Here is a 23371-nt window from a genome sequence, read left to right on the forward strand (position 1 = left end):
CTGATTATGAAAGGAAATATATTTATAAAACGGCCGGTGATGGCTATCTCCATCTCCGTACTGATTCTGGCCATAGGGCTTATTTCGCTCTTCACGCTGCCGGTGGAGCAATATCCTGACATTGCACCTCCAACGGTATACGTAACTGCCAGTTATACGGGTGCCGATGCCGAGGCAGTGATGAACAGTGTCATCATGCCACTGGAGGAGAGTATCAACGGTGTGGAAGACATGATGTACATCAGTTCCAGTGCTTCCAATGCAGGTTTGGCCATTATACAGGTTTATTTCAAGCAGGGCACGGATCCCGATATGGCGGCAGTCAACGTGCAGAACCGTGTAGCGAAAGCGCAGGGATTGCTTCCGGCTGAAGTAACGAAAGTCGGCGTCAGCACGATGAAGCGGCAGACCAGCTTCTTGCAGATTGGTGCTTTGGTCTGCACGGACGGTCGATACGACCAGACGTTCCTGGCCAATTATCTGGACATCAATGTCATTCCGCAGATTAAACGTATCGAAGGAGTGGGAGACGTGATGGAGCTGGGCGATACATACAGTATGCGTATCTGGCTGAAACCGGAACGGATGGCACAATACGGACTGGTTCCGTCGGACATAACCGCCGTGTTGGGTGAGCAGAACATTGAAGCTCCTACCGGTTCACTGGGCGAGAGCTCGAAGAATGTTTTCCAGTTTACGATGAAATATCGCGGACGCCTCAAAAGCGTAGAAGAATTCCGGAACACGGTTGTCCGTTCGCGGGAAGACGGTTCGATACTTCGCCTGCAAGATGTGGCAGAGGTGGAACTGGGTACGATGACGTATAGCTTCCGCAGTGAGATGGACAGTCAGCCTGCCGTTCTTTATATGATATTCCAGACAGCCGGTTCCAATGCTACCGCTGTCAACAAAGAAATCACTACGCAGATAGAGCGGATGGAGAAGAATCTGCCGGAAGGAACGGAGTTCGTCACGATGATGAGTTCCAATGACTTCCTTTTCGCTTCCATACACAATGTGGTGGAGACGCTGATTATTGCCATCATTCTGGTCATCCTCGTGGTCTATTTCTTCTTGCAGGATCTGAAGAGTACGCTGATCCCGTCCATCTCTATCATTGTGTCGTTGGTGGGTACGTTTGCCTGTCTGGTGGCTGCGGGCTTCAGTCTGAACATTCTGACACTGTTTGCGCTGGTGCTTGCCATCGGTACGGTGGTGGATGATGCCATTGTGGTGGTGGAGGCCGTGCAATCCAAGTTCGATGCCGGATATAAATCTCCTTATCTTGCCACGAAAGATGCAATGGGCGACGTGACGATGGCTATTGTCTCCTGTACCTGTGTATTTATGGCCGTGTTTATTCCCGTAACCTTCATGGGAGGTACTTCGGGCGTATTCTATACACAGTTCGGTATCACGATGGCAACCGCCGTAGGTATTTCGATGGTTTCGGCTTTGACGCTCTGTCCCGCTTTGTGCGCCATCATGATGCGCCCGTCGGACGGAACCAAGAGCGCTAAGAGCATCAACGGACGAGTGCGTGCTGCTTACAATGCTTCGTTCAATGCCGTATTGGGTAAATATAAGAAAGGAGTGATGTTCTTCATCCGCCATCGCTGGATGGTATGGGCTTCGCTGGCTGTTGCCGTTGCCTTGCTGGTTTACCTGATGAGTACTACCAAAACGGGACTTGTGCCGCAGGAAGACCAGGGTGTCATAATGGTGAATGTCAGCATTTCACCGGGAAGCACGCTCGAAGAAACCACGAAAGTGATGGACCGCCTGGAAGATATGTTGAAAGATACCCCCGAAATAGAACACTATGCCCGCGTAGCAGGTTACGGACTGATATCCGGTCAGGGAACTTCGTACGGTACGATTATTATCCGCCTGAAAGACTGGAGCGAACGAAAGGGCAAGGAGCATAGCTCGGATGCTGTGGTGTCCCGCCTCAACGGACAATTCCAGGCGATAAAGGAAGCGCAGGTATTCAGCTTCCAGCCTGCCATGATTCCGGGTTACGGTATGGGTAACTCCCTCGAACTGAACCTTCAGGACATGACGGGTGGAGAACTGGCTACGTTCTATGAAGCGGCTATACAATTCCTCGGTGCTTTGAACGAGCGTCCGGAGGTAGCGATGGCTTATACATCGTATGCTATCAACTTCCCGCAGATATCGGTGGAAGTGGACGCTGCCAAATGTAAGCGTGCAGGAATTTCGCCGAGTGCGGTGCTCGATGCGGTGGGCAGTTATTGCGGTGGCGCATATATCTCCAACTATAACCAGTATGGTAAAGTATATCGTGTGATGATGCAGGCTTCGCCTGAATATCGCCTCGACGAGCAGGCACTGAATAATATGTTTGTACGCAATGGTACGCAGATGGCTCCGGTGAGCCAGTTCGTGACGCTGAAACAAGTGCTGGGACCGGAAACGGCTAACCGTTTCAATCTTTACAGCACCATCACCGCCAATGTGAATCCTGCCGACGGTTACTCCTCCGGCGAGGTGCAGAAAGTGATTGAAGAAGTGGCTGCACAGTCTTTGCCGGCAGGCTACGGATATGAATATGGTGGTATGGCACGCGAAGAAGCAAGTAGCGGTGGTGCGCAGACGGTTTTCATTTACGCCATCTGTATCTTCCTTATCTATCTGATTCTGGCCTGTCTTTACGAAAGTTTCCTCATACCGTTTGCCGTTATCTTCTCCGTGCCGTTCGGACTGATGGGGTCGTTTCTTTTCGCCAAAATACTCGGGTTGGAGAATAATATCTATCTGCAGACAGGTGTGATTATGTTGATCGGTTTGCTGGCTAAGACGGCCATTCTGATTACGGAGTACGCCATAGAACGTCGCCGCAAGGGAATGGGTATCGTGGAGTCTGCCTACTCTGCCGCACAAGTCCGCTTGCGTCCTATCCTGATGACGGTGTTGACGATGATCTTCGGTATGCTTCCGCTGATGTTCTCCTCCGGTGCAGGTGCCAATGGTAACAGTTCGCTGGGTACGGGTGTTGTGGGCGGTATGGCTGTCGGGACACTGGCATTGCTCTTTGTCGTTCCGGTTTTCTACATCATCTTTGAGTTTTTGCAGGAGAAAATCCGCAAACCGATGGAAGAGGAACCAGATGTGCAGGTGCTTTTAGAGAAAGAAAAGAGTGAAGTTGAACGCGAACGTAAATAAATGAAAGAAAGAATGAAGAAGAATATCATCACATTAGTTGCCATCAGTCTGTCGTTGAGCGGTTGTGGCATCTATACCAAATACGAACCCGCCACTGTCGTTCCCGACGATCTGTACGGCGGGGAAGTGGTGACCGAAGACACTGCCGGTCTGGGTAATATGGACTGGCGGGAACTCTTCACCGACCCTTATCTGCAATCCCTCATTGAAGTGGGATTGCAGACCAATACCGATTATCAGTCTGCCCAGCTCCGTGTGGAAGAAGCACAGGCCGTACTGATGTCTGCCAAACTTGCTTTTCTGCCCGCTTTTGCTCTTGTTCCGCAGGGAACAGTGAGCAGTTTCGATACGCAGAAGGCTACGCAGACTTATTCGTTGCCCGTTACTGCCAGTTGGGAGTTGGACGTTTTCGGGCGTATGCGCAACTCCAAGAAACAGGCGAAAGCGCTTTATGCTCAAAGCGAGGATTACCGTCAGGCAGTCCGTACGCAGTTGATAGCAGGTATCGCCAATACCTATTACACCTTGTTGATGCTGGACGAACAACTCGACATCTCCCGTCAGACGGAGACGGCATGGAAAGAAACCGTGGCCTCCACCCGCGCTCTGATGAATGCCGGACTGGCGAACGAATCCGCTGTGTCGCAGATGGAGGCGGCCTATTATCAGGTGCAGGGTTCGGTTCTCGATTTGCAGCAGCAGATCAATCAGGTGGAGAACAGTCTTGCCTTATTATTGGCGGAGACGCCACGCAACTATGAGCGTGGTGTATTGGCAAAGCAACAGTTTCCTGCCGACTTCTCGATAGGGATTCCTGTACGGATGCTTTCTTCCCGTCCGGATGTCCGCTCGGCAGAGCGGACGCTGGAAGCGGCGTTCTATGGCACCAATGCGGCACGTTCGGCTTTCTATCCTTCCATCACTTTGAGCGGGAGTGCCGGATGGACAAACTCTGCTGGGGCGATGATTATCAATCCGGGCAAGTTTCTCGCGTCAGCGGTAGGTTCGCTTACGCAGCCGCTCTTTAACAGAGGACAGGTGGTGGCACAATACCGCATTGCCCGTGCGCAACAGGAAGAAGCAGCGCTCGGCTTTCAGCAAACGTTGCTCAATGCCGGTAGTGAGGTGAATGATGCGTTGATTGCCTATCAAACCTGTCAGGGAAAAAGAATCTTGCTGGATAAACAGATCACTTCCCTGCAAACGGCTCTGCGAAGCACTACTCTGTTGATGGAGCATGGTAATACAACCTATCTGGAAGTGCTTACCTCCCGGCAGTCGTTGCTTAGTGCGCAACTCTCGCAGACGGCCAATCATTTTACTGAAATACAAAGTTTAATTAACCTATACCGTGCTTTAGGAGGAGGTCAGGAATAAACTGTATCATACTCTCTGTTTTCTAATTTAATGAAAGAAGGGCTGCCGGAGAAGTGATTCTGTGGCAGCCCGTTTGTTAATCGGTCAATATCGGTCAATATGCGGCGAATTGGCTTGCAGCCGGAAACTTCAGCCAGCATAAAGAATAATGATGGTATTATTTATCAGCCAGACCTTTCTTTTTCCTTTCTTTATATTGACTAGGTGTTTCCCCGGTATATTGCTTGAAAGCCGTACTGAAATAACTCGGAGTGGTAAACCCGGTTTTCTCTGCAATTTCAGAGAAGGGCATATCCGTGCCGGATATCAATGTAATAGCTTTTTCTATACGGAGCTTACTGATATACTCGTTCGCTCCCATGCCTGTAAGTGCTTTCAGTTTGTTATAAAGCGAAGAACGGCCCAATCCTACTTCCTGGCAGATAAACTGGATGCCCAGGTTGGAATTTTCTATATTTTCCTGGATGATACTATTCAGTTTAATCAGGAATGTTTCGTCTGTCAGGCTGATGGTGCTTTCTTCCGGAGTGGGGATTAATCCTGCATTCAGATACCTTTTCTTGGTATATTCCCGGTTTTTCAACCGGTTGCGGATAAGTTCCATTAGCATTTCCACTTCGAAAGGTTTGCTTAAATAGCCGTCCGCTCCATTCTTGTAACCGCTTATTTGGCTTTGCCTGTCATCTCTGGCAGTTAGCAGAATGACTGGGATGTGACTGATATTGATATCCTCTTTAATCGTTTTACAAAGTTTATACCCGTTCATCCGAGGCATCATCACGTCACTGACTATAATATCAGGGACATGGCTTCTGACCAGTTGAAGGGCTTCCACCCCGTCTCCGGCGATAATTATCCGTTTGAAGTATCCTTCGAACGTTCTTTTCAGAAAGTCTGTCATATCCGGATTGTCATCCACTACGAGAATAGTGTATGGAGTGGTGTCGAATACCTCTTTCGCGGACGGCTGCCCGCTGTTATCATCCATCATCAACTCGTTCAGATAAGCTTTTGGCTCGCAGATGATTTCTTCCGGTTCCTGCCTCAACGGCAACTCAAAGAAAAAGCTGGCTCCGGTTTCTTCATTATCCTGTGCGCCGATAGAGCCGCCGTGCAGTTCCACCAGAATCTTGGAGTAAGACAAGCCGATTCCTGTTCCGCTCTGTTCTCCCGTTCCCTGGTAGAAGCGGGTAAAGAGCTTGTGCGTATCCACTTGTTTCAGTCCGCATCCCTGGTCGATGATGGAGATACGCACCCGGTTTTCTTCGGGCAGCAGTTCCGAAGCAATCGTTATTTCCGTGTCCTGCGGACTGTGTTTCAAGGCATTGATAAGCAGGTTACTTAGGATAATCTCGCATTTGTCCTTATCGAAACTGACTTTTTCTATCCGTGGGTCGAGCTGATAGCGGATATGCACATTCTTTGCTTCCCCCTCACTGATAAAATCCTGCGAAACGTGTTCAATCCATTGATTGAGCGGATGAGGCTGAATTTGCAGTTTACTCTCCCCTACTTCCATTTTCCGCACGTCGAGCACCATATTAATCAAGTTCTTCATCCGTTGTGCCTGCCGGTAGATGGCTTTTAACGGCAGATATTGGCTGTCTCCGGAAGAGAGCGACTTCAAAATCTGATTGAGTGGCGCATGAATCAGCGTCAGCGGAGTCCGTAGTTCGTGGCTGATATTGATAAGAAAACGTACCTTTTCCTCGTACATCTGTTTCTCATGCTCTTTCATCGCCCATTTCAGTTTTTCCTGATTACGTTTCAATGTTCTGCGGAAAGTTTCGATGATTATGGTGGCAATGAGAATGGTGCAACCGAGAATGAACCACCACGTGCGATACCATGGCGGGAGTACGGTTAGTTCTAGTATTTTCTGGTTGGGAATCCAGCTGCCGTCTTTCGCTGTGCATGAAGCCATAATTTTGTAATTGCCCGGTGGTAACGACCGGATTACCAATTCCGGCTGGTACGATTCGATATACTGGTCGTTCAGCCCCTCTATCCGATAGCGGTAGACTTTCTTACGGAAGATATCCTCTTCTTTCGACATGATTCGGATGGTGATATTGCTGTCCCATGGGACAGAGATTGCTGCCGGATGACTATATAGCTTGTTCTGTGCAGGCTCACCATTGATGATAATATCCAACAGTTGCAGTTCCGGCATTTCCGATGTATTCAGCAGCAGCTGGCCGTCAATGCGCAGCATACCCTTTACACCGCCGATATAGACATCCCCCTCATTGTTTACCAACCGGGCGTTGGGCAGATATTCGTTTTGGATAGCTCCGTTCGACTCTCCGAAGAGAACGAACTTCTGTTCCTGTATAAGCCAGGCGAAAAGCAGATTATCCGCACCTATCCATACTTTGCCCCTCTGGTCGCATTGCACCATGTTGACTTCGGTAAACAGGTTGGTAAGGATGTGCGTCTGCTTTTGGGAAACGGGGTTGTAGTGGATAAGGCCGAAATTGCTTCCTATCCAGAAATCGCCGTGCTCGTCGTGTGACGCCGAACTGATTACGGTATCCTGATAACATTCGAGGTTGTTTGCAGCAAGGAATCCCCATCGTGCAGTTCGTAGATATGTTTGAAATCGTTGATGTAAGTCCGGTTGTTCTCGTGCTTGAAGGGGACGAGCGTGCCAACAATACTTTTCCCTTCTTCTCCGGTGACCTTGTCGAATTTCTTTTCTTTCAGGTGATACTGGTAGACATGGTCGCCCAGTAATAACACGGTGTTGGGGGTGTTCTGATATAAGTTGACCGATTTACCCCGGTTGCAAAGTTGTGTCGTAGTTTCTTTGTCGACAATGGTAAAAGGCTGTTTCTCCCCGGTTGCGGGGTTGAATATGAATACTCCTTTGGAGAAAAGGGAAATCAGTAGTTTTCCGGGAGTGAATCCGCTGATAAACGCTATTTTATCGTTCCAGGTAGAAAGATAATGGGTGAATTTCTCGGTACGCGGGTTAAAGAGGTTGATACCGCCGCCGTCCGTACCAATCCAGATACTGTCGGTCGATTGGCGGTAAAGGCTTCGCACGGTGCTGTTGCTTAGTCCGCGGTCGTTGCCGGGGACTACGTCGGTGTAGGTTTTCATGAACACTTCCCGGATGCTGATTAATCCGTTGCAGGTGCTTCCTGCCCATATATTGTTATTGTGGTCGTTGTGCAGGCAGAGAATGGAGTTGGCGGGGAGAGAGTAGTTTTCACGTCCCGGGATATATTCCAGTTGGGAGATTTCCCCGGTTTCGGAGGTGAGGATATTGATTCCGCCGCCATCTGTTCCTATCCACAGTTGCCCTTCCCTTTCGGCGAGGCTTAGGACGATGTCGTTGCTAAGGGCGGAGTTGCGGGTGGAGTACGAAGCCAGTAGTTTGCCGTCGTATGAGTAGCAACGAAGTCCGCCGCTGTAAGGGGCAATCCATATTCTTTTCCGGCTGTCGGTCATCATGGTGGTAATTTCCGGCCCGCAGTCGAAAGGGGGCCGGCTGTGCTCTCCGGTATGCAGGTCTACGAGGTATATGCCTGTCCAACGGCTGCAACAAAGCAACGTCTTTGAATCCCACATACTGAGAGCGTTGATTTTAAAAGAGTTGGCGTTGAAATATTGCAGAAGCCGGAGAGAAGAATCGTTATAACTATATTTGTAAATCCTGTCCTTGCCGCCAAAGAGGATTCCGTCCGGGACAAGGCAGAAGGAATAGGCGGTGATATTCTTCCCGTCCTCGTCCGTGGGGAACGTGAAGTCGTTGCTCTGCTGTTGGTAGCGGGCAATACCTTTTTCAGTCAGTACCCAGATGTTGTGTTGCTTGTCTTCGGCAATCTGATAAATCAGGTTGTGGAGAAGCGAGTTCGGGTCGTTTGCCTGGTGTTTGTATCTTTTCAGTTCGTGCCCGTCGAACTTTCCCAGTCCCGATTTGGTACCTATCCATACGAAACCCTGCTCATCCCGGAGAATACAGCGCACGTTGGAAGGCAACCCTTCTTTCAGAGAGATTTGTTTAAAGTAATAGTGTTCTGCCCGGAGAGGGAGAACACCGACTAACTGTATGATAAAGAAAAGGCTTGGCAGAACAGCGTATTTGGTTTTCATGTAAAGCAGGTTTGTTTATGAGGACAGATGCCTTCTTTATAATACGGCTAACTTGTCCCCTTTTAAGGTGATTTCGTATTTTTTCCCTTTTACGGTCTTGAACTTGAGCGTCTTGTCTCCGTATCTTACGTTACAGGGGATTCCGGATTTGGAATGGATGATAGCTTTCTCCAGTTGTCCCTCTTTCCAGGAGATGGAAACCTCAAAATTTCCTTTGGCGCAGATTCCGCTTATTGAGCCGTTTGCCCATGCATCCGGCAAAGCGGGAAGAAGTTGGATGAATCCCATGTGGCTTTGCAATAACATCTCGGTTATTCCTGCCGTACCGCCGAAGTTTCCGTCTATCTGGAAAGGCGCATGGGTATCCCAGAGGTTGTCCAGTGTACCGTTTTTCAATAAGTTGCCGTATAGTTTATACGCATGGTTTCCGTCTTGCAGTCGTGCCCATTGGTTGAGCTTCCAACCCATGCTCCAACCGGTAGCGCCGTCTCCGCGATGTTCCAGTACACTCTGGCTGCCTGTGCAAGTTCGGGGGTAGTCACGGGAGAGATGGTATGCCCCGGATGCAATCCGAACAGGTGGTTGACGTGGCGGTGTTCATCTTTCGGGTCGTCTATGTCGGTAGACCATTCCAACAACTGACCGTAGCGTCCTATACGGTACGGAACCAGTTTGGTCAGTACGTTTTCCCATTGTTTGCGTTCTTTGGCGTCCGTTCCGAGCACCTTGCTTGCCTGGATGGCGTCCAGTAATATTTCACGTACTACGGCATGCGCGAAAGTGACTCCCTCGTCCACCGGGCCGTGTTCGGGAGAAGTGGAAGGAGCGGCGGTGTAAGTCCCGTCGGGCTTGTGCCACAAGTGGTCTACCGCAAACTGTGCGCTGCTTTTGATAAGGTCGTAGCCGATTTCCTTTAAGAATTTCGTGTCACGGGTATAATCATAATACTCCCATATATGCGTTGCCAGCCACGGACCGACGGTAGGATTCAGGTTCCATGCCATAGATTTGCTGGATAAGGGAGCTGTGAATCCGAAGATATTGGCAGAGATGGATGCTGTCCATCCGCGGGCGTTGAAATAGGCTTGTGCTGTCTTCTCGCCGGGTTTTACCAAGCTGCGTATAAAGTCAATCAAAGGCCATGTACATTCAGAGAGATTGGTGGGGCACGCAGGCCAGTAATTCATTTGAATGTTGATGTTATTGTGGTAATCTACCCGCCACGGGCCGTCGGTATTGTTGTGCCACAATCCTTGCAGGTTGGCTGGCATGTTGCCGGGGCGCGAACTGGCTATGAGCAGATAGCGTCCGAACTGATAGTACAATTGTTCGAGCTGATAGTCCGGCACGCCTTTCTTATAGCTAGCCAGTCGTTTGTAGGTCGGCAGGTTGGGAGTGCCGATTTCTGGATTGATTTCAAAACGTACCCGATTGAACAGCGCGGTATAATCGGCTTCGTGATTACGATAAAGCTCGTCATAACCTTTTTTCAGGGCATTGTCCATCATAGCCAGAGTCGTTTGTGACGGGTCGTTGCCGACGTAGGCTTTCGGGTCTTTGAAGTCTGGGGCAAAGTTCATCTTATAATCGGTATCTGCCGTAAGCAGGAATACCACTTCGTCAGCATCCTTCACAATAATCCGGTCGTTTTCTGCTTTCAGTGTTCCCCCTTTGTGGATAGCTTTGATTCGGAAAGCGAATTTCATTCCGTTGTTATTGAGAACGCCGGTATATACTAATCCGTCGTTTCCATCTGCTTCCAGATGGCTTTTTGCTTCGTTGTTGGGACAATAGCTAAGTACAAGATTCTGTTTTCCGCCTTTGTCGGCAGTAAACTTCATGACCATAACGCTGTCTGGATAGGATATGAAGTATTTACGTTGATACCGTATCCCGTCTTTGTAAAATTGCACCACAGCCATCGCCGAATCCAACGACAGGATGCGGCGGTAATTGCTCATATTGATTTCGCTGAGTCCGGTTTCCACATAAAGCTCTCCCATCGTGGTAAAAGCACCGAAGCGGAACGGAGTCTCGTCTTTTTCTTCATAAGCTCCCAGCCCGTTGAAGTTTTCCTGCGTGAGATACCCCGCCTTTTTAGAATCCCCGTCCAGGAAAGCCTGCCGGATTTCTTTCAGTACACCTGACGACTGTTTGTTTACGTTCCAATAATACTCGGCGCCTTTGGCGGTATTCGGCCCCCCTTTCCAGAGAGTTTTTTCATTCAGTGTGATTCGTTCTGCGGATATGGAGCCCATGATATTCGCTCCTAGGCTGCCATTCCCGATAGGTAGCGAACGGCTTTCCCATGCTTTGTCCGGATTCGCCCCTGTGCCGTTGGCACGTAGCCAGATAGCTTGTCCATCGAGATTGTTGGGAGTGTCGAACCATACGGAAAGCCCTTGAGTATAATCCACCGTCTCTATGGACGCTGCGGAAAGAGAAAAAAGTGTGCAAAGAATAAGAGGGCAGAGTTTTTTCATAATATGTGTTGTTTAAAGGAATGTGAGATACAAAGGTACTTGTTTTTTAAGATTCTGTCTAGCGGGTTGGTTTCAATTTTTACCAATAGGCTTTTAAAAATCGCTAAAAGTGCTTCTTTGTGGGTTTGGTAAGATGTTTCTAATGAAGAACCGGGTCTGGTTTACATTCAGTATATCCAATTTTCAAAGAAAAACACTCCGACGGATGATGTCCGGTCTGGAGATAAATACTACCTTTGTTTCCTATATAAAAACAAGTATGTATCTGACAGGTATGAGCCGGGAAGAATTATATGCCGAAGCATATAAGGACCTCATTGCAATATCGACCCCAATGAACATGTTTATAGATAAGGTGTGTAAGAAAGCAACGATGATGAGTCCATTTTGATCTATTGTTTCTTGCAGTACTCATGGAAGAGTATCAGGGCAGAGAACATTTTTAAAATCATTTGTTTGTGAAAGTAGCGGAAAGAGCGTATCTTTGTTTGCACTGATAAAAAGTGAACTCATAAATACACCGGATTATGGAATATGTATCATCAGAAAGAAAGTTGCTGCCATACGGCATGATGAACTTTGCGGATATTCGTCTTGATAATTATTATTACGTGGATAAAACCTCGTTCATCCCTGTAATAGAACAATCGGACAGATTCTTCTTTTTCATCCGCCCGCGCCGGTTCGGCAAGAGCCTTACGCTGAACATGTTGCAACACTATTATGATGTGCGTACACGTGACAAGTTCGATGCTCTGTTTGGCGATCTCTATATCGGAAAGCATCCCACACGAGACCGTAACAGTTATCTGGTGTTGTATCTCAATTTCTCAGGAATTAGTGGAGAGTTGCACAACTACCGTCAAGGGTTGGATGCACATTGCAATACCAGCTTCGATTATTTCTGTGATATTTATGCAGAATACCTGCCGAAAGGCATTAAGGAAGTCTTGAATGAAAAAGCAGGAGCTGTTGAGCAGTTGGATTATCTATATCATCAGTGTGAACTTGCCGGGCAGCAAATATATCTTTTCATTGACGAATATGACCACTTCACCAATGCCATCCTCTCGGATGCCGAAAGCATTCACCGATATACGGAAGAGACCCACAAGGAAGGCTACCTGCGCGCCTTCTTCAATAGGGTGAAAGCCGGAACCTATTCCAGCATCAAGCGTTGCTTCATCACCGGAGTGAGTCCCGTCACGATGGATGACCTCACCAGTGGATTTAATATTGGCACCAACTATTCCCTCACACCGAAATTCAACGCAATGATGGGTTTCACCGAGGACGAAGTCCGCGAAATGCTGACTTATTATTCTACTAAAGCTCCATTCCATCACACTGTAGATGAGTTGATAGAACTTATGAAACCGTGGTATGACAACTATTGCTTTGCGCAGGAGTGTTATGATCAGCCAACCTTGTACAACTCCAATATGGTGCTCTATTTCGTTAAGAACTATATTGATAATAACGGAAAGGCACCGCGAAATATGATAGAAAGTAACATTCGTATCGATTACGAGAAACTGCGTATGCTTATCCGCAAGGATAAAGAGTTTGCGCACGATGCCTCCATTATCCAGACTTTAGTGAGCCAGGGATACATCACCGGCGAGTTGAAAGACGGTTTCCCAGCTGCCAACATTGTAGATTCCGATAATTTCGTGAGCCTGCTCTATTACTTCGGCATGCTCACCGTGAGCGGAACGTACAAAGGTAAGACTAAACTTATCATTCCCAACCAAGTGGTGCGTGAACAACTCTATACTTATCTGCTGAATACATACAATGAAGCCGACCTCAGTTTCAACAACCATGAAAAAGATGAGTTATCCTCTGCTTTGGCTTACGATGGCGCATGGCAATCTTACTTCGACTACATCGCCGATTGCCTGAAACGCTACGCCTCTCAGCGCGACAAGCAGAAAGGAGAGTCCTTCGTACATGGCTTCACGCTTGCCATGACAGCGCAAAACCGTTTCTACCGTCCCATTTCCGAAGCAGACACGCAATCCGGATATGTTGACATTTTCCTGTCTCCCATGCTGGAGATTTACCCTGACATGAGCCATAGCTACATCATCGAGCTGAAGTATGCCAGATACAAAGACCCCGAAAGCCGGGTGGAGGAATTGCGGGCGGAAGCTATTGCCCAGACCAACCGCTATGCTGACACCGACAGGGTGAAGAACGCTATTGGCACTACGCAACTACACAAGATTGTGGTAGTGTATAAAGGTATGGAAATGAGAGTTTGCGAGGAGGTAAATTCTTGAGATACAGCATTCGATAGCTGTTAATTATCAGGAAAAGAAGTAGAGAGCTTATAAAGTAATATTCATTTCGGTATAGTACTGAATCATTACAGTATCGAATAAATTTCCCCACTGGATATTTATTTTCCATCTTTCCATCTCCCTTTCACCTTTTCTCTGTCTCTCCGATGAATAAGGAGTTTGCGGGTGAAGTGCAATAACTTCACCATCTCTTCACCTGTGGCGATTAGTTTCAAAAATTGTTTCAAGGCTTGAAACAATCCGTTTCACACCGAGAAACACTTCGTTTCATACGGTGAAACACTTTGTTTCCCGGCGTGAAACTTTTAGTTTCAAATAGGGTTGAAACTAATTACGAAATAGCTTTACTAATTTTGCTCGATGGTGATGCGGTAAGGAATAAAACTATGTGTGGATGAACTTGTTCAAACCAGTACTGAAGTAAGCAGAGCCATGTACTTGACTTGCTCAAGTCTCTTACATCATTTCATTGTATGTAGTACTCCATCCCCCACTCAAAGGAACCCAAGCCCACATTCCACCGACTTTTGCCCACGTGATGAATCTATATACCCCGCTTGTTGGGCATATATATTCAGCGTGGTGAGTATATATATCTACTACGCTGAATATATAGATCCATCAGCTAATTTGAGAAAACTGAATGCGCTGAAAGCACTCTACCTTGTTTGCAGTATCTTTCTGCGAGGGATGTCTTTTTCCGCTTTCAGCCGCTATTTCCTCCTATCAAGGCGTTTGCAGACAACACTGAAACGGCTGAAACCGGATTATAACATGAATATTCAATAAGAGGGTTTTGGCAAGGTCAGAACCGGATAGTTGGGTGTTTTAATCATTGTCTTTTTGAGATAAGAACCATTTCTCCGATGGAACGGGTTGATTTGGTGAAAAGTGAATATTTAATGGCTATTTTTTAAATATTGATTTTTGTTGTTGTACCTATTTTTGTGACGTTGATTTTAGGAGAAAAACCAATTGTTTGATTAATGGAGACTCTTATTGTCAGCGAATAGAAAATCTTAATAACTTAAATTTATGAGAAACAAATTCTTTTTATGTCTTTTCGTGTTAGTATCGCTAACAGCTTGTAAAGACACTAAATGGGTAGAAGTTCCGGGTGGAATGCCCCCTGAAGGAGCAATCACCGGACAGCCGGGAGTGGATGATCCGGCTGAGAAAACATTAATCAATTGTCAATACATTGGTGGTGACCCTTTCGAATTAAACCGTATTCCGGTAGAAAATCTGATTGTCAGCAATGATCTTATTTATTTGGCTGCGCGTCCTTATGCTAATGGAGATATAGCTTTTGACTTGCCTATAAATGATGCAACTTTTACAGGCGGGGTTTCGCATGAAGCTACTTATGAGGGACGTAGCGGTGTGATAAAATTTGACGGAACCGGAAAAATGAATGGAAAAGATGGATTATTGCATTCTACAGAAGAGACATTTAATAAAAGTTTCACTTTTGCTACCTATATATTTATAGATGAGTGGGTGCCCGGAGCATATATCTTTAAAAAAACAAGTGGAGATAAAGTGTTGGCTGCCTTACAATTAGGTGCTAACGAGCAGACTGTGAGCTGGGCGTTGGGAAATGCATCAGTGACAGCAGGTACCTATGTGGATGCCAAGGGTTTGGCTCCGGGAGCTTGGCATTATCTGGCGGTAGATTATGATGGCAATAAAAAGCAATTCAGGATTTTTGTAGATGCGTGGTCTTCTACGCTTGACAAAGAAATCGTATTGCCTACTGCCCGTGCCGATTTTTATATAGGTGAAAACTTCAAAGGCCGTTTGGATGAAACTTCTTTTTGGAGTATGGCAGCAGGTACTGGTGGGAAGAATGGTATAAAATTCGATAATTGGAATATGGTAGCAAAAGTGTTGGCTTATTGGCAATATGATGATTCTACCAATCCGGGGAAGGACTCTCACACTTGGTTGGACCGTTGGAAAAAAATACGCGAAACCTTGGCAGCTCAGGTAGGTAATGACAGCCGAAAATTACGATTAGGATTCGGCAGCGGGCAATGGAGGCAAATGATGAGTGCTGATAATACGCGTACCGCATTTGCTAATAATTTGAAGAGTGTTTTGAAGGAATATGAATTTGACGGAGTAGACCTTGATATTGAATGGCCTACTACGGAGACAGAATATGCTAACTACAGTGCGACGATTGTGAAAATCAGACAGATACTTGGCAAAGACGTATGTTTCTCCGTATCCCTTCATCCGGTTGCTTATAAAATTTCGAAAAATGCGATTGAAGCTTTGGATTTTATGTCTTACCAATGCTACGGACCGGCAGTGATGCGATATTCTTACGAGCAATTTGTAAAAGATGCAGAAATGGCTGTTGAGTACGGGATTCCGGCAGATAAACTGGTTCTCGGTGTGCCTTTTATCGGGACTACCGGTGTAAATGGAGAACAAGTCTCTTACTCTGATTTTATAAATGGTGGACTTTCGGATGTTGCTTTGGATGAATTTACGTATAATGGCAAAACGTATACTCTTAATGGTCAGAATACGATTCGTAAAAAAGCGAAGTATGCTTGTGAGGAAGGCTATAGAGGAATAATGAGTTGGGGGTCCGATGTGTCGGTAAATAATGAAAAATCATTGTTGAAAGCGATACAAGAGGAGTTTGTTGCTTATGAGATTAATAATCCCAAGTAAATGTAATCTTAATTATTAAATGTAATATTATGAAAAAAGAAAAATTAATGAAGATACAAGAACGACTTGTTTTTCTTCTGATTTTCCTATTCTTATTGCCGATAGGGGTCATTGCCCAACAAAAGATGATTACGGGGCAAGTAGTGGACGAACAGGGAGAAGCTGTTATTGGCGCCAGTGTGATGGTGAAAGGTGCAAAAACCGGAACAATTACGGATTTGGACGGAAATTTTTCTGTTCAGGGAAAAGCGGGGCAAACGCTTTCTATAAGTTATGTTGGCTATACTCCATTGGATGTGAAAATTACAAAATTACAAAACAATCGATTCGTATTGAAGGAAAACACGGAAGTGCTTGATGAGGTTGTTGTTGTCGGTATGGATACGCAAAAGAGAAATACAATTACGGCGGCGGTATCTGTAGTGAAAGGAGATGATATCGTCAATCGTCCCATAACGGACCTCACCAGCGCTTTGCAAGGTAATGTAGCAGGATTAAATTTCGCATCGGATGCAATGGGAGGAGCTAAAGGAGGTGAGTTGGGTACGGATATAAAATTCAATATCCGTGGTGTTGGCTCTATCAATGGTGGCGAACCGTATGTATTGGTAGACGGAATCGAACAAAGTATGCAGAATGTGAATCCCGCCGATGTTGCTAGTATCAGTGTGTTGAAAGACGCCTCGGCAGCCGCGATTTATGGTGCCCGTGCCGCCTATGGTGTGGTATTGGTTACAACTAAAAGTGGAAATTCGGAAAAAGCTAAAGTAAGTTATTCGGGAACAGTTGGTTTTAGTTCTCCTATCCGTACTCCACAGATGATGAATTCTTTGGAGTTTGCTTATTATAATAATGCTTTGTATGATGCCGGTGCATCTGCTTCGGGGATTAATAGAATCTCAGACTCGGTTATAGAAAAGATTAAGGGATTCATGCAGAATCCATATTCAGAGGAATTTCCGGGAATAGATGTATCTAGTAACGGAGAAGACTGGGCTAGTGCATATTATGCCCAGTATGGCAATACGGATTGGTTTAAATACTATTACAAGGATAAGTCCATTCGTCATTCACATAATTTGAGTGTACAGGGTGGATCGCAGAAGATAAACTACTATATCGGTATGGGATATGTCTATCAGGAGGGCTTTCTGGATCATGTTAAGGATGATTTGAGCAAGTATAATCTGAATACAAAGCTACAGGCGAAGCCTACTGACTGGTTGAGATTCAACCTAAATAATAATATAACTTTGCAAATGATAAAACGTCCGATGCCCAACCAGTCTATTATTTATAATAAGATAGGTTCGCATCGTCCGTCACAAGTAACACATTTGCCGATTGATTCAAAATATAATATTCCCAGCTGGAACGAAACGCTTTTCATGCAAAATTCGAATTATGAAAATAATCGGCTTTCAGATGCCTTGTCAGTATCCGCTACGGCTACTCTAATGAAAGGATGGGATGTTACGGCTGAAATGAAGATACGTTTTGATGTAGAAAATAACAATATGATTCTATATGAGAATCCGCAATATGAAACTCCTTTAGGGACGCTAAAACCGGGTGATGCTACTGGACGCAGGCAAGGATTCTCTTATCCGAATATCGATTGGAAGTTAATGAAGTTCGGTTCTTATGCCCGTGGAAGTCTGTTCAATTATTATTTGTCGCCTAATGTGTCCAGTATGTATATTCAGCAATGGGGAAAACATTCTTTCAAGGCAATGGCGGGATTCCAAATGGAAATGAAAGAAGATTCCAATGAGTATATGTATAAAGATGGAATGATGAGTAATGATATCTTTTCTTTTGCAAATGCCAGCGGGAACGTCATAGCCGGAGAAGATCGTACACATTGGGCTACAATGGGGGCTTACCTTAAGTTGAACTGGAATTATGACAATATATATTTCTTTGAGTTCAGCGGGCGTTATGATGGCTCTTCACGTTTTGCAAAAGGAAACCGTTGGGGATTTTTCCCTTCATTCTCTGCTGGTTATGATATTGCCAGAACAGATTACTTCCAGAGGCTGAAACTTCCGGTGTCTCAATTGAAAGTCCGTGTGTCTTATGGTCGTCTGGGTAATCAGAATGGAGCCGGATTATACGATTATCTGGCTACTATGTCATTGGATGCTTTGGGATCTAATGGTTGGTTATTGCCTACTGCCTCTTCTGCCAGTGCTATCAAGGGAACGATAGCAAAGACCCCTAAAATGGTAAGTCCGTTTATTACATGGGAAAAAGTGGATAATGCAAACTTGGGACTTGATTTGATGCTGTTCGACAATCGGCTTTCTTTAGAAGCAAATATATACCAGCGCATGACAAGGGATATGATTGGTCCGGCCGAAGCTATTCCCGATATTAGTGGTATAGCTTCCGAAAACCGCTCTAAAATAAATAATGCTACATTGCGTAACCGCGGATGGGAGCTTTCGGTGAACTGGCATGATCAGCTGAAATGTGGATTTAGTTATGGCGTAGGATTCAATGTGTTTAGCTATAAGGCTGTCGTTACCAAATATAATAATCCAGATGGAACCATTTACAATAATCACACCGGGTATGGTCCTAATAAAGGATATTATGAAGGGATGGATCTTGGTGAGATTTGGGGGTATCAGGCTGACGACCTTTTCATGACAAACCGTGAGATTGATGATTACTTGCGAAAGGTGGATATGAGTGCGCTCAAGCCGGATGACATGTGGCGTCGTGGAGATTTGAAATATATAGATTCCAATAATGATGGGAAAATAGATGGTGGTGACGGTACGATATACAATCATGGTGACTTGAAGATTATTGGTAATACAACTCCCAAATATTCGTTCGGTATCAATTTGAATGTGGGATATAAGGGTTTTGAAGTATCTACTTTATTGCAAGGAGTGGCAAAAAGGGATTTCCCGATTTCGGGAAGTAGCTATATGTTTAGTGCAGGTAGCTATAACTTCAAGGAGCATCTGGATTATTTCAGCCCGGAGACTCCGAATGGCTTTTTGCCTCGTCTGACTAGCTGGAAAAATAATCAGGACTTTTATGTAAATACAGGGTATAATTCAACTCGCTATTTATTGAATGCAGCTTATATGCGTATGAAGAACCTGACTGTATCATATAATTTCGATAAGAAGTTGCTAAAACATATCGGTATTAGTCGACTGAAATTGTATGTAGCATGCGATAACCTGTTTACTGTAACAAAATTGCCAAAACAGTTTGATCCGGAAACGCTTAATCAGGTGAACGGAATGGCTGGAGGTACTACTACAGAGGCTCCGGGTCTAACCTCACCGGTCGTATCTAATGGTAATGGTATGGTGTATCCGCTAAACCGGAATTTTGTATTCGGACTTGATTTTACTTTTTAAATAGAGGATAATGATGAAAAAAATATATTTATTAGCAGTAGCTTTAGCCGGTACTTTATTGACTTCCTGTTCTGACTTTCTGGATAAAGTGCCTTTGGTGGTGCCCAGTAGCGAGACATTCTTGACGAATCAAAGTGCCGTGACTAATTATGTCAATGGTTTGTATATTGCTCTTCCTTCTGCAGGTGCCTATGGCATGGGAATAATGGGAGAAGAAAAGAATAGTGATAATATGGTAGCCATGGTGTATGACAGGCGTATGAACGGGGAGTTGCAAGAATCTATCGGAGGCGTAACAGAATGGCAGAAAGGATACCAGAATCTACGTAGTGTCAATTACTTCTTAGAATATTATAAAGTACCGGCAGCTGAAGAAACAGCGGAAGTATTATCTCTGAAAGGAGAAGCCTATTTCTTTCGTGCATATTGGCACTATTACTTGTTGACTAAATTCGGCAGTATTCCTGTGATGGACAAGTTTTGGGATGGAAACGCTACCGTTGGCGGGTTACAGATTCCGGCACGTGATCGTTCGGCAGTGGCACAATTCATTCTTGATGATTTGAAGGCAGCTAAAGAGTTGCTATATTCCCGCAGCAAATATCAGGGATTGCGTATTTGTAAAGAAGCTGCTATGGTTATGGCGATGAGAGTGGCACTCTTTGAAGGTACGTGGGAGAAATATCATAAAGGTACTGACTTTGCCGCTGCCGAGTATAAATCAGATGATTTTTTGCAGCAAGTACTTACTTTGGGGGATGAATTGTTTCAAATGGGTATTACATTAAACACAAAAGAGAATGATAAATCAGTGAAGAATATTGATGATGCGTAGTATGGAAACCTGTTCAATTCAAAAGATTTGTCGGCTACTCAGGAAGTGTTGTTTTGGAAGAAATATTCAATTGCCGACAACTTGGTTCACAGTTTAAATACGAATTTATCCAGTGGAATGTGTGATGCTGAAGGACCAGCCGGACTTTCTCAATCATTAGTAGATAATTATTTAAGTGTGGATGGCAACTTTATTGATCCCACAGCCGCAAAATTTAAAGATTTCAATGAATCTTTTAAGGATAGGGATGGTCGGTTGCTGGCCACTGTAATGCATTCGGACTGTAAATACAAATCGATGACAGTGAAAGGAGCTAAGAAAATGCTGGTGAAGGCTTATTCAGAGGAAGATAAAGATTTAATCAATCCTCCTCAAATTGTAAGTACCGGAAATCAGAGTAATACTACCGGCTATCATATCCGTATGGGAATTGATACTACATTCGTAAGTGGGCAGGGAGAAACTGCCACTCCAATGATTCGTTATGCAGAAGCCTTGCTGGCTTATGCAGAAGCTGCGGAAGAATTGGGAAAATGTGACGCTGCTGTTTTGGAGAAGACTATAAAGCCATTACGCGAACGGGCCGGAGTCACTTATCTCGCTCCATCAGCTATTGATCCCAATTTCCCTGATTTTGGTTATACAATTTCTGCCAATCTGCAAGAAATCCGTCGGGAAAGACGCTCTGAACTGCCATTGCAGGGAATGCGTTTGGATGATTTGATGCGTTGGAGAGCACATAAGTTATTCCAGGGGAAACGTGGCGGAGGCGCTTACTTTGGAGCCGGCAGCGTTTTATATAAATCAATTGATCCGAAGAATGAAGAATTGGCTCAAATTCTGGTAGACAATAACGATTACTTGGATCCACTGAAAAATGTTCTTCCACGTGGGTTCCAGTTTGATGCGGGACGTGATTATCTACTTCCGATTCCACCGAGCGAGATATCATTGAATAAAGAACTGACACAGAATCCGGGGTGGCGCAAAAATTGAGAAGCATCAACTTAAGTTCATTGATAATTATAAAGAAAAAAACATGAAGAATATATTCTACAAACTATTTTCAATATCTCTATTGGGTGTATGCTTGATGGGATGTGAAGATGAAACTAAGTATTTGCCTTTACCACAAGCTGTTCCTTTTACGATGACTGTCAATAATACGACTTTTGTAATGGGCGAAAAGTTAGTTGTCGATTTGGATATTAATCCGGATAAGGATGGAGCGAGGTTTTGGCTAACGAAGATTTTGATATTTATTTTACCGCTAAAACTGGTACGGAGGATGTGTCCGGCGTATTCAAAGATTTTCATAACATCGTTACTTTTCCGAAAGGTGAGAAGAGTATTCGTGTTGAGTTCCCTCTGAAAGAAACTGGATTGGAAGGAAGTAAAAACTTTAATTTTGTAGCTTTTTCCCGCGGATACGAGATTGGTAACCCTAGTTTCCTATGAAAGTGTCCGATTACTATCGGGTAAATATGGCAATACAAGGCAATGCGGACAATATAGTAACGGAAGGTGATAAATTTGTGTTGGTAGCCAGTCTGGATAAACCGAGGGCAATACCTATTGTGGTAAGTATCAGCGCAAAAGCGGAGGATGAGAGCTCTTTTGAAAATTTGCCCAGTGAACTGACTATTCCTGCAGGAGCGCTGAACGCAAAAACTGACCCTATATCTTTAGTTATGGATGGAGCGAAGACAGGAGACAAGGAGTTGACATTGAATTTCACTTCAAACTCTGAAGCTAATCCGATGAAGTCTGATAAATTAGTAATTATGATGACTGACCTCGAATCTCTTGCCAATCCGGATATGTATGATCCGACCTTGGTGTATGAACATCCGGAATATCCATTTGTATCTAAAGGCAATAAAAGCAAATTCGATGCTTGGTGGGGGAGTGACAGAAGCTCGTCTGTAGAAATAACCGGAAAAACGGGTGCTAAACCTGGAACTGATTATGCTTCGTTAACTTCGCATCCCAACCAGAAATTAGCAGAGGAAGGATGGAAATTCTGGAGTGGCGTAGAGTTCCATTTTATACAAAGCTCTTTCGGGTGGAGTATGCCGACGAAGCCGAATACGTCGTTTGGTAACTATAGGCATTGGTCTTTTAATTATATTCCAACTAAATCAATACAAGATGTGTTTGCTGCTAATCGCGATAAATGTTCTAATGTAACAGAAGACGGTACTTATCAATTGTGGGTACAAGCTGGTTCCACACCGGGAGACGGACTTGGTGCGAGTAGAGATTACGGTTCGGCTGCTGTATATATTGGAAGAGGCGGTTCAGGTGCTTCTACCCGTTTTATACACATCAATCCGGGAATGCGTATAGAAATGAGAGTGCGTGTGACGGGAGATCGTACGGGTATTGTTCCGGTCATTGAGCTTAGAGATGCACCTGGGGGCGTATTTGATAAACAAATACAGAGAATCGATATTCTTAGAAATACGAAAGGAAACTTGGTGACACAAGGTGTTTTCTCGACAATGGAAGATGGTACTAAAACAAGCCCACTCCCCAAAATTGGTGATTATAATATTTATTGGGTAGAATTGACTACAGATGGAATAAAAGTAGGAATCAATGGAAGTACGAATGTAGATGTCCCTTCGACAAGTTCTTGGGGTTTTGCTCCTGCAGATGGCTTGGCTTTGGATTTCCTTTTTGCTCCGGCAGACAATCGTCCGGACGGATGGGATAGTGTATTGAAGGCTATTTCCGAACCTAAGACCGATCCGAATACACCTATGATGGAAATTGATTGGATTCGTTTTTATACGAATAGCACGTATTCGGACGAAGGTGTGACATACTGGGCAAATGCAGGTCAATTATTCTACTAATATAGTGTTCTGTTTTCAATAGATTAATTGATAAAATGTCGGAAGTCAGGTGTTTATGCATCTCTTTCGACATTTTCACTCTTAAAAGTTTTATTACCATGAAGAAAGAAATCTTAATTATTCTCGTGCTATTGACGTCTTTGATTAG

General features: G+C 45.0%; 9 protein-coding genes and 4 pseudogenes. 10 read left to right on the top strand and 3 right to left on the bottom strand.

Annotated features, from left to right (window positions below):
* Positions 1–6 precede the first annotated feature (6 nt).
* On the top strand, positions 7–3186 hold the full coding sequence (locus DXA05_RS00295; RefSeq protein ID WP_128858620.1) for an efflux RND transporter permease subunit: 3180 nt from the start codon (positions 7–9) through the stop codon (positions 3184–3186).
* 12 nt (positions 3187–3198) lie between these two features.
* Positions 3199–4563 (top strand): TolC family protein, encoded by a 1365-nt coding sequence (locus tag DXA05_RS00300; protein ID WP_117809331.1) that lies wholly within the window; start codon positions 3199–3201, stop codon positions 4561–4563.
* Positions 4564–4720: 157 nt separating this feature from the next.
* Here DXA05_RS00300 and DXA05_RS00305 read toward each other — a convergent pair.
* Together DXA05_RS00305 and DXA05_RS00310 are read right to left on the bottom strand one after the other, a co-directional pair.
* Positions 4721–8664, bottom strand: a pseudogene (locus DXA05_RS00305) (two-component regulator propeller domain-containing protein).
* Between the two features lie 36 nt (positions 8665–8700).
* Positions 8701–11147: pseudogene (locus DXA05_RS00310) on the bottom strand (glycoside hydrolase family 95 protein).
* A 142-nt stretch (positions 11148–11289) separates the two neighbouring features.
* On the opposite strand from DXA05_RS00310, the gene DXA05_RS00315 reads away from it, so the two are divergent.
* Together DXA05_RS00315 and DXA05_RS00320 are read left to right on the top strand one after the other, a co-directional pair.
* Complete coding sequence (locus DXA05_RS00315) at positions 11290–11538, top strand: hypothetical protein (RefSeq protein WP_225450099.1); 249 nt, start codon at positions 11290–11292, stop codon at positions 11536–11538.
* A 136-nt stretch (positions 11539–11674) separates the two neighbouring features.
* The gene (locus DXA05_RS00320; RefSeq protein WP_009040686.1) at positions 11675–13432 is read left to right on the top strand and encodes an AAA family ATPase; all 1758 of its coding nucleotides are present in this window, start codon (positions 11675–11677) and stop codon (positions 13430–13432) included.
* 119 nt (positions 13433–13551) lie between these two features.
* On the opposite strand, the gene DXA05_RS26745 is transcribed toward DXA05_RS00320, so the two are convergent.
* Positions 13552–13680 carry a hypothetical protein gene (locus tag DXA05_RS26745; protein ID WP_284515328.1) on the bottom strand — a complete coding sequence of 43 codons (129 nt, stop codon included), beginning with the start codon at positions 13678–13680 and terminating at the stop codon, positions 13552–13554.
* Between the two features lie 163 nt (positions 13681–13843).
* Here DXA05_RS26745 and DXA05_RS00330 point away from each other — a divergent pair, with 163 nt between their 5' ends.
* The 6 genes and pseudogenes from DXA05_RS00330 to DXA05_RS00350 all read left to right on the top strand — a co-directional run bounded on the left by DXA05_RS00330 (position 13844) and on the right by DXA05_RS00350 (position 23223).
* A complete protein-coding gene (locus DXA05_RS00330) occupies positions 13844–14242 on the top strand; it encodes a hypothetical protein (protein ID WP_128858621.1) in 399 nt (132 codons plus the stop codon).
* Between the two features lie 246 nt (positions 14243–14488).
* Positions 14489–16141, top strand: a complete 1653-nt coding sequence (locus DXA05_RS00335) for a glycosyl hydrolase family 18 protein (protein ID WP_004312871.1) — start codon at positions 14489–14491, stop codon at positions 16139–16141.
* 29 nt (positions 16142–16170) lie between these two features.
* Complete coding sequence (locus DXA05_RS00340; RefSeq protein ID WP_004312870.1) at positions 16171–19527, top strand: TonB-dependent receptor; 3357 nt, start codon at positions 16171–16173, stop codon at positions 19525–19527.
* 13 nt (positions 19528–19540) lie between these two features.
* A pseudogene (locus DXA05_RS00345) lies at positions 19541–21358 on the top strand (RagB/SusD family nutrient uptake outer membrane protein).
* A gap of 97 nt (positions 21359–21455) precedes the next feature.
* Positions 21456–21820, top strand: a pseudogene (locus DXA05_RS26750) (DUF5006 domain-containing protein).
* A complete protein-coding gene (locus tag DXA05_RS00350) occupies positions 21817–23223 on the top strand; it encodes a DUF5006 domain-containing protein (protein ID WP_284515329.1) in 1407 nt (468 codons plus the stop codon). Before DXA05_RS26750 ends, DXA05_RS00350 begins: the two are co-directional and overlap by 4 nt.
* Positions 23224–23371 lie beyond the last annotated feature (148 nt).

It is taken from the genome of Bacteroides sp. AM54-2NS (genome assembly GCF_003602935.1).
Lineage (GTDB): Bacteria > Bacteroidota > Bacteroidia > Bacteroidales > Bacteroidaceae > Bacteroides > Bacteroides xylanisolvens.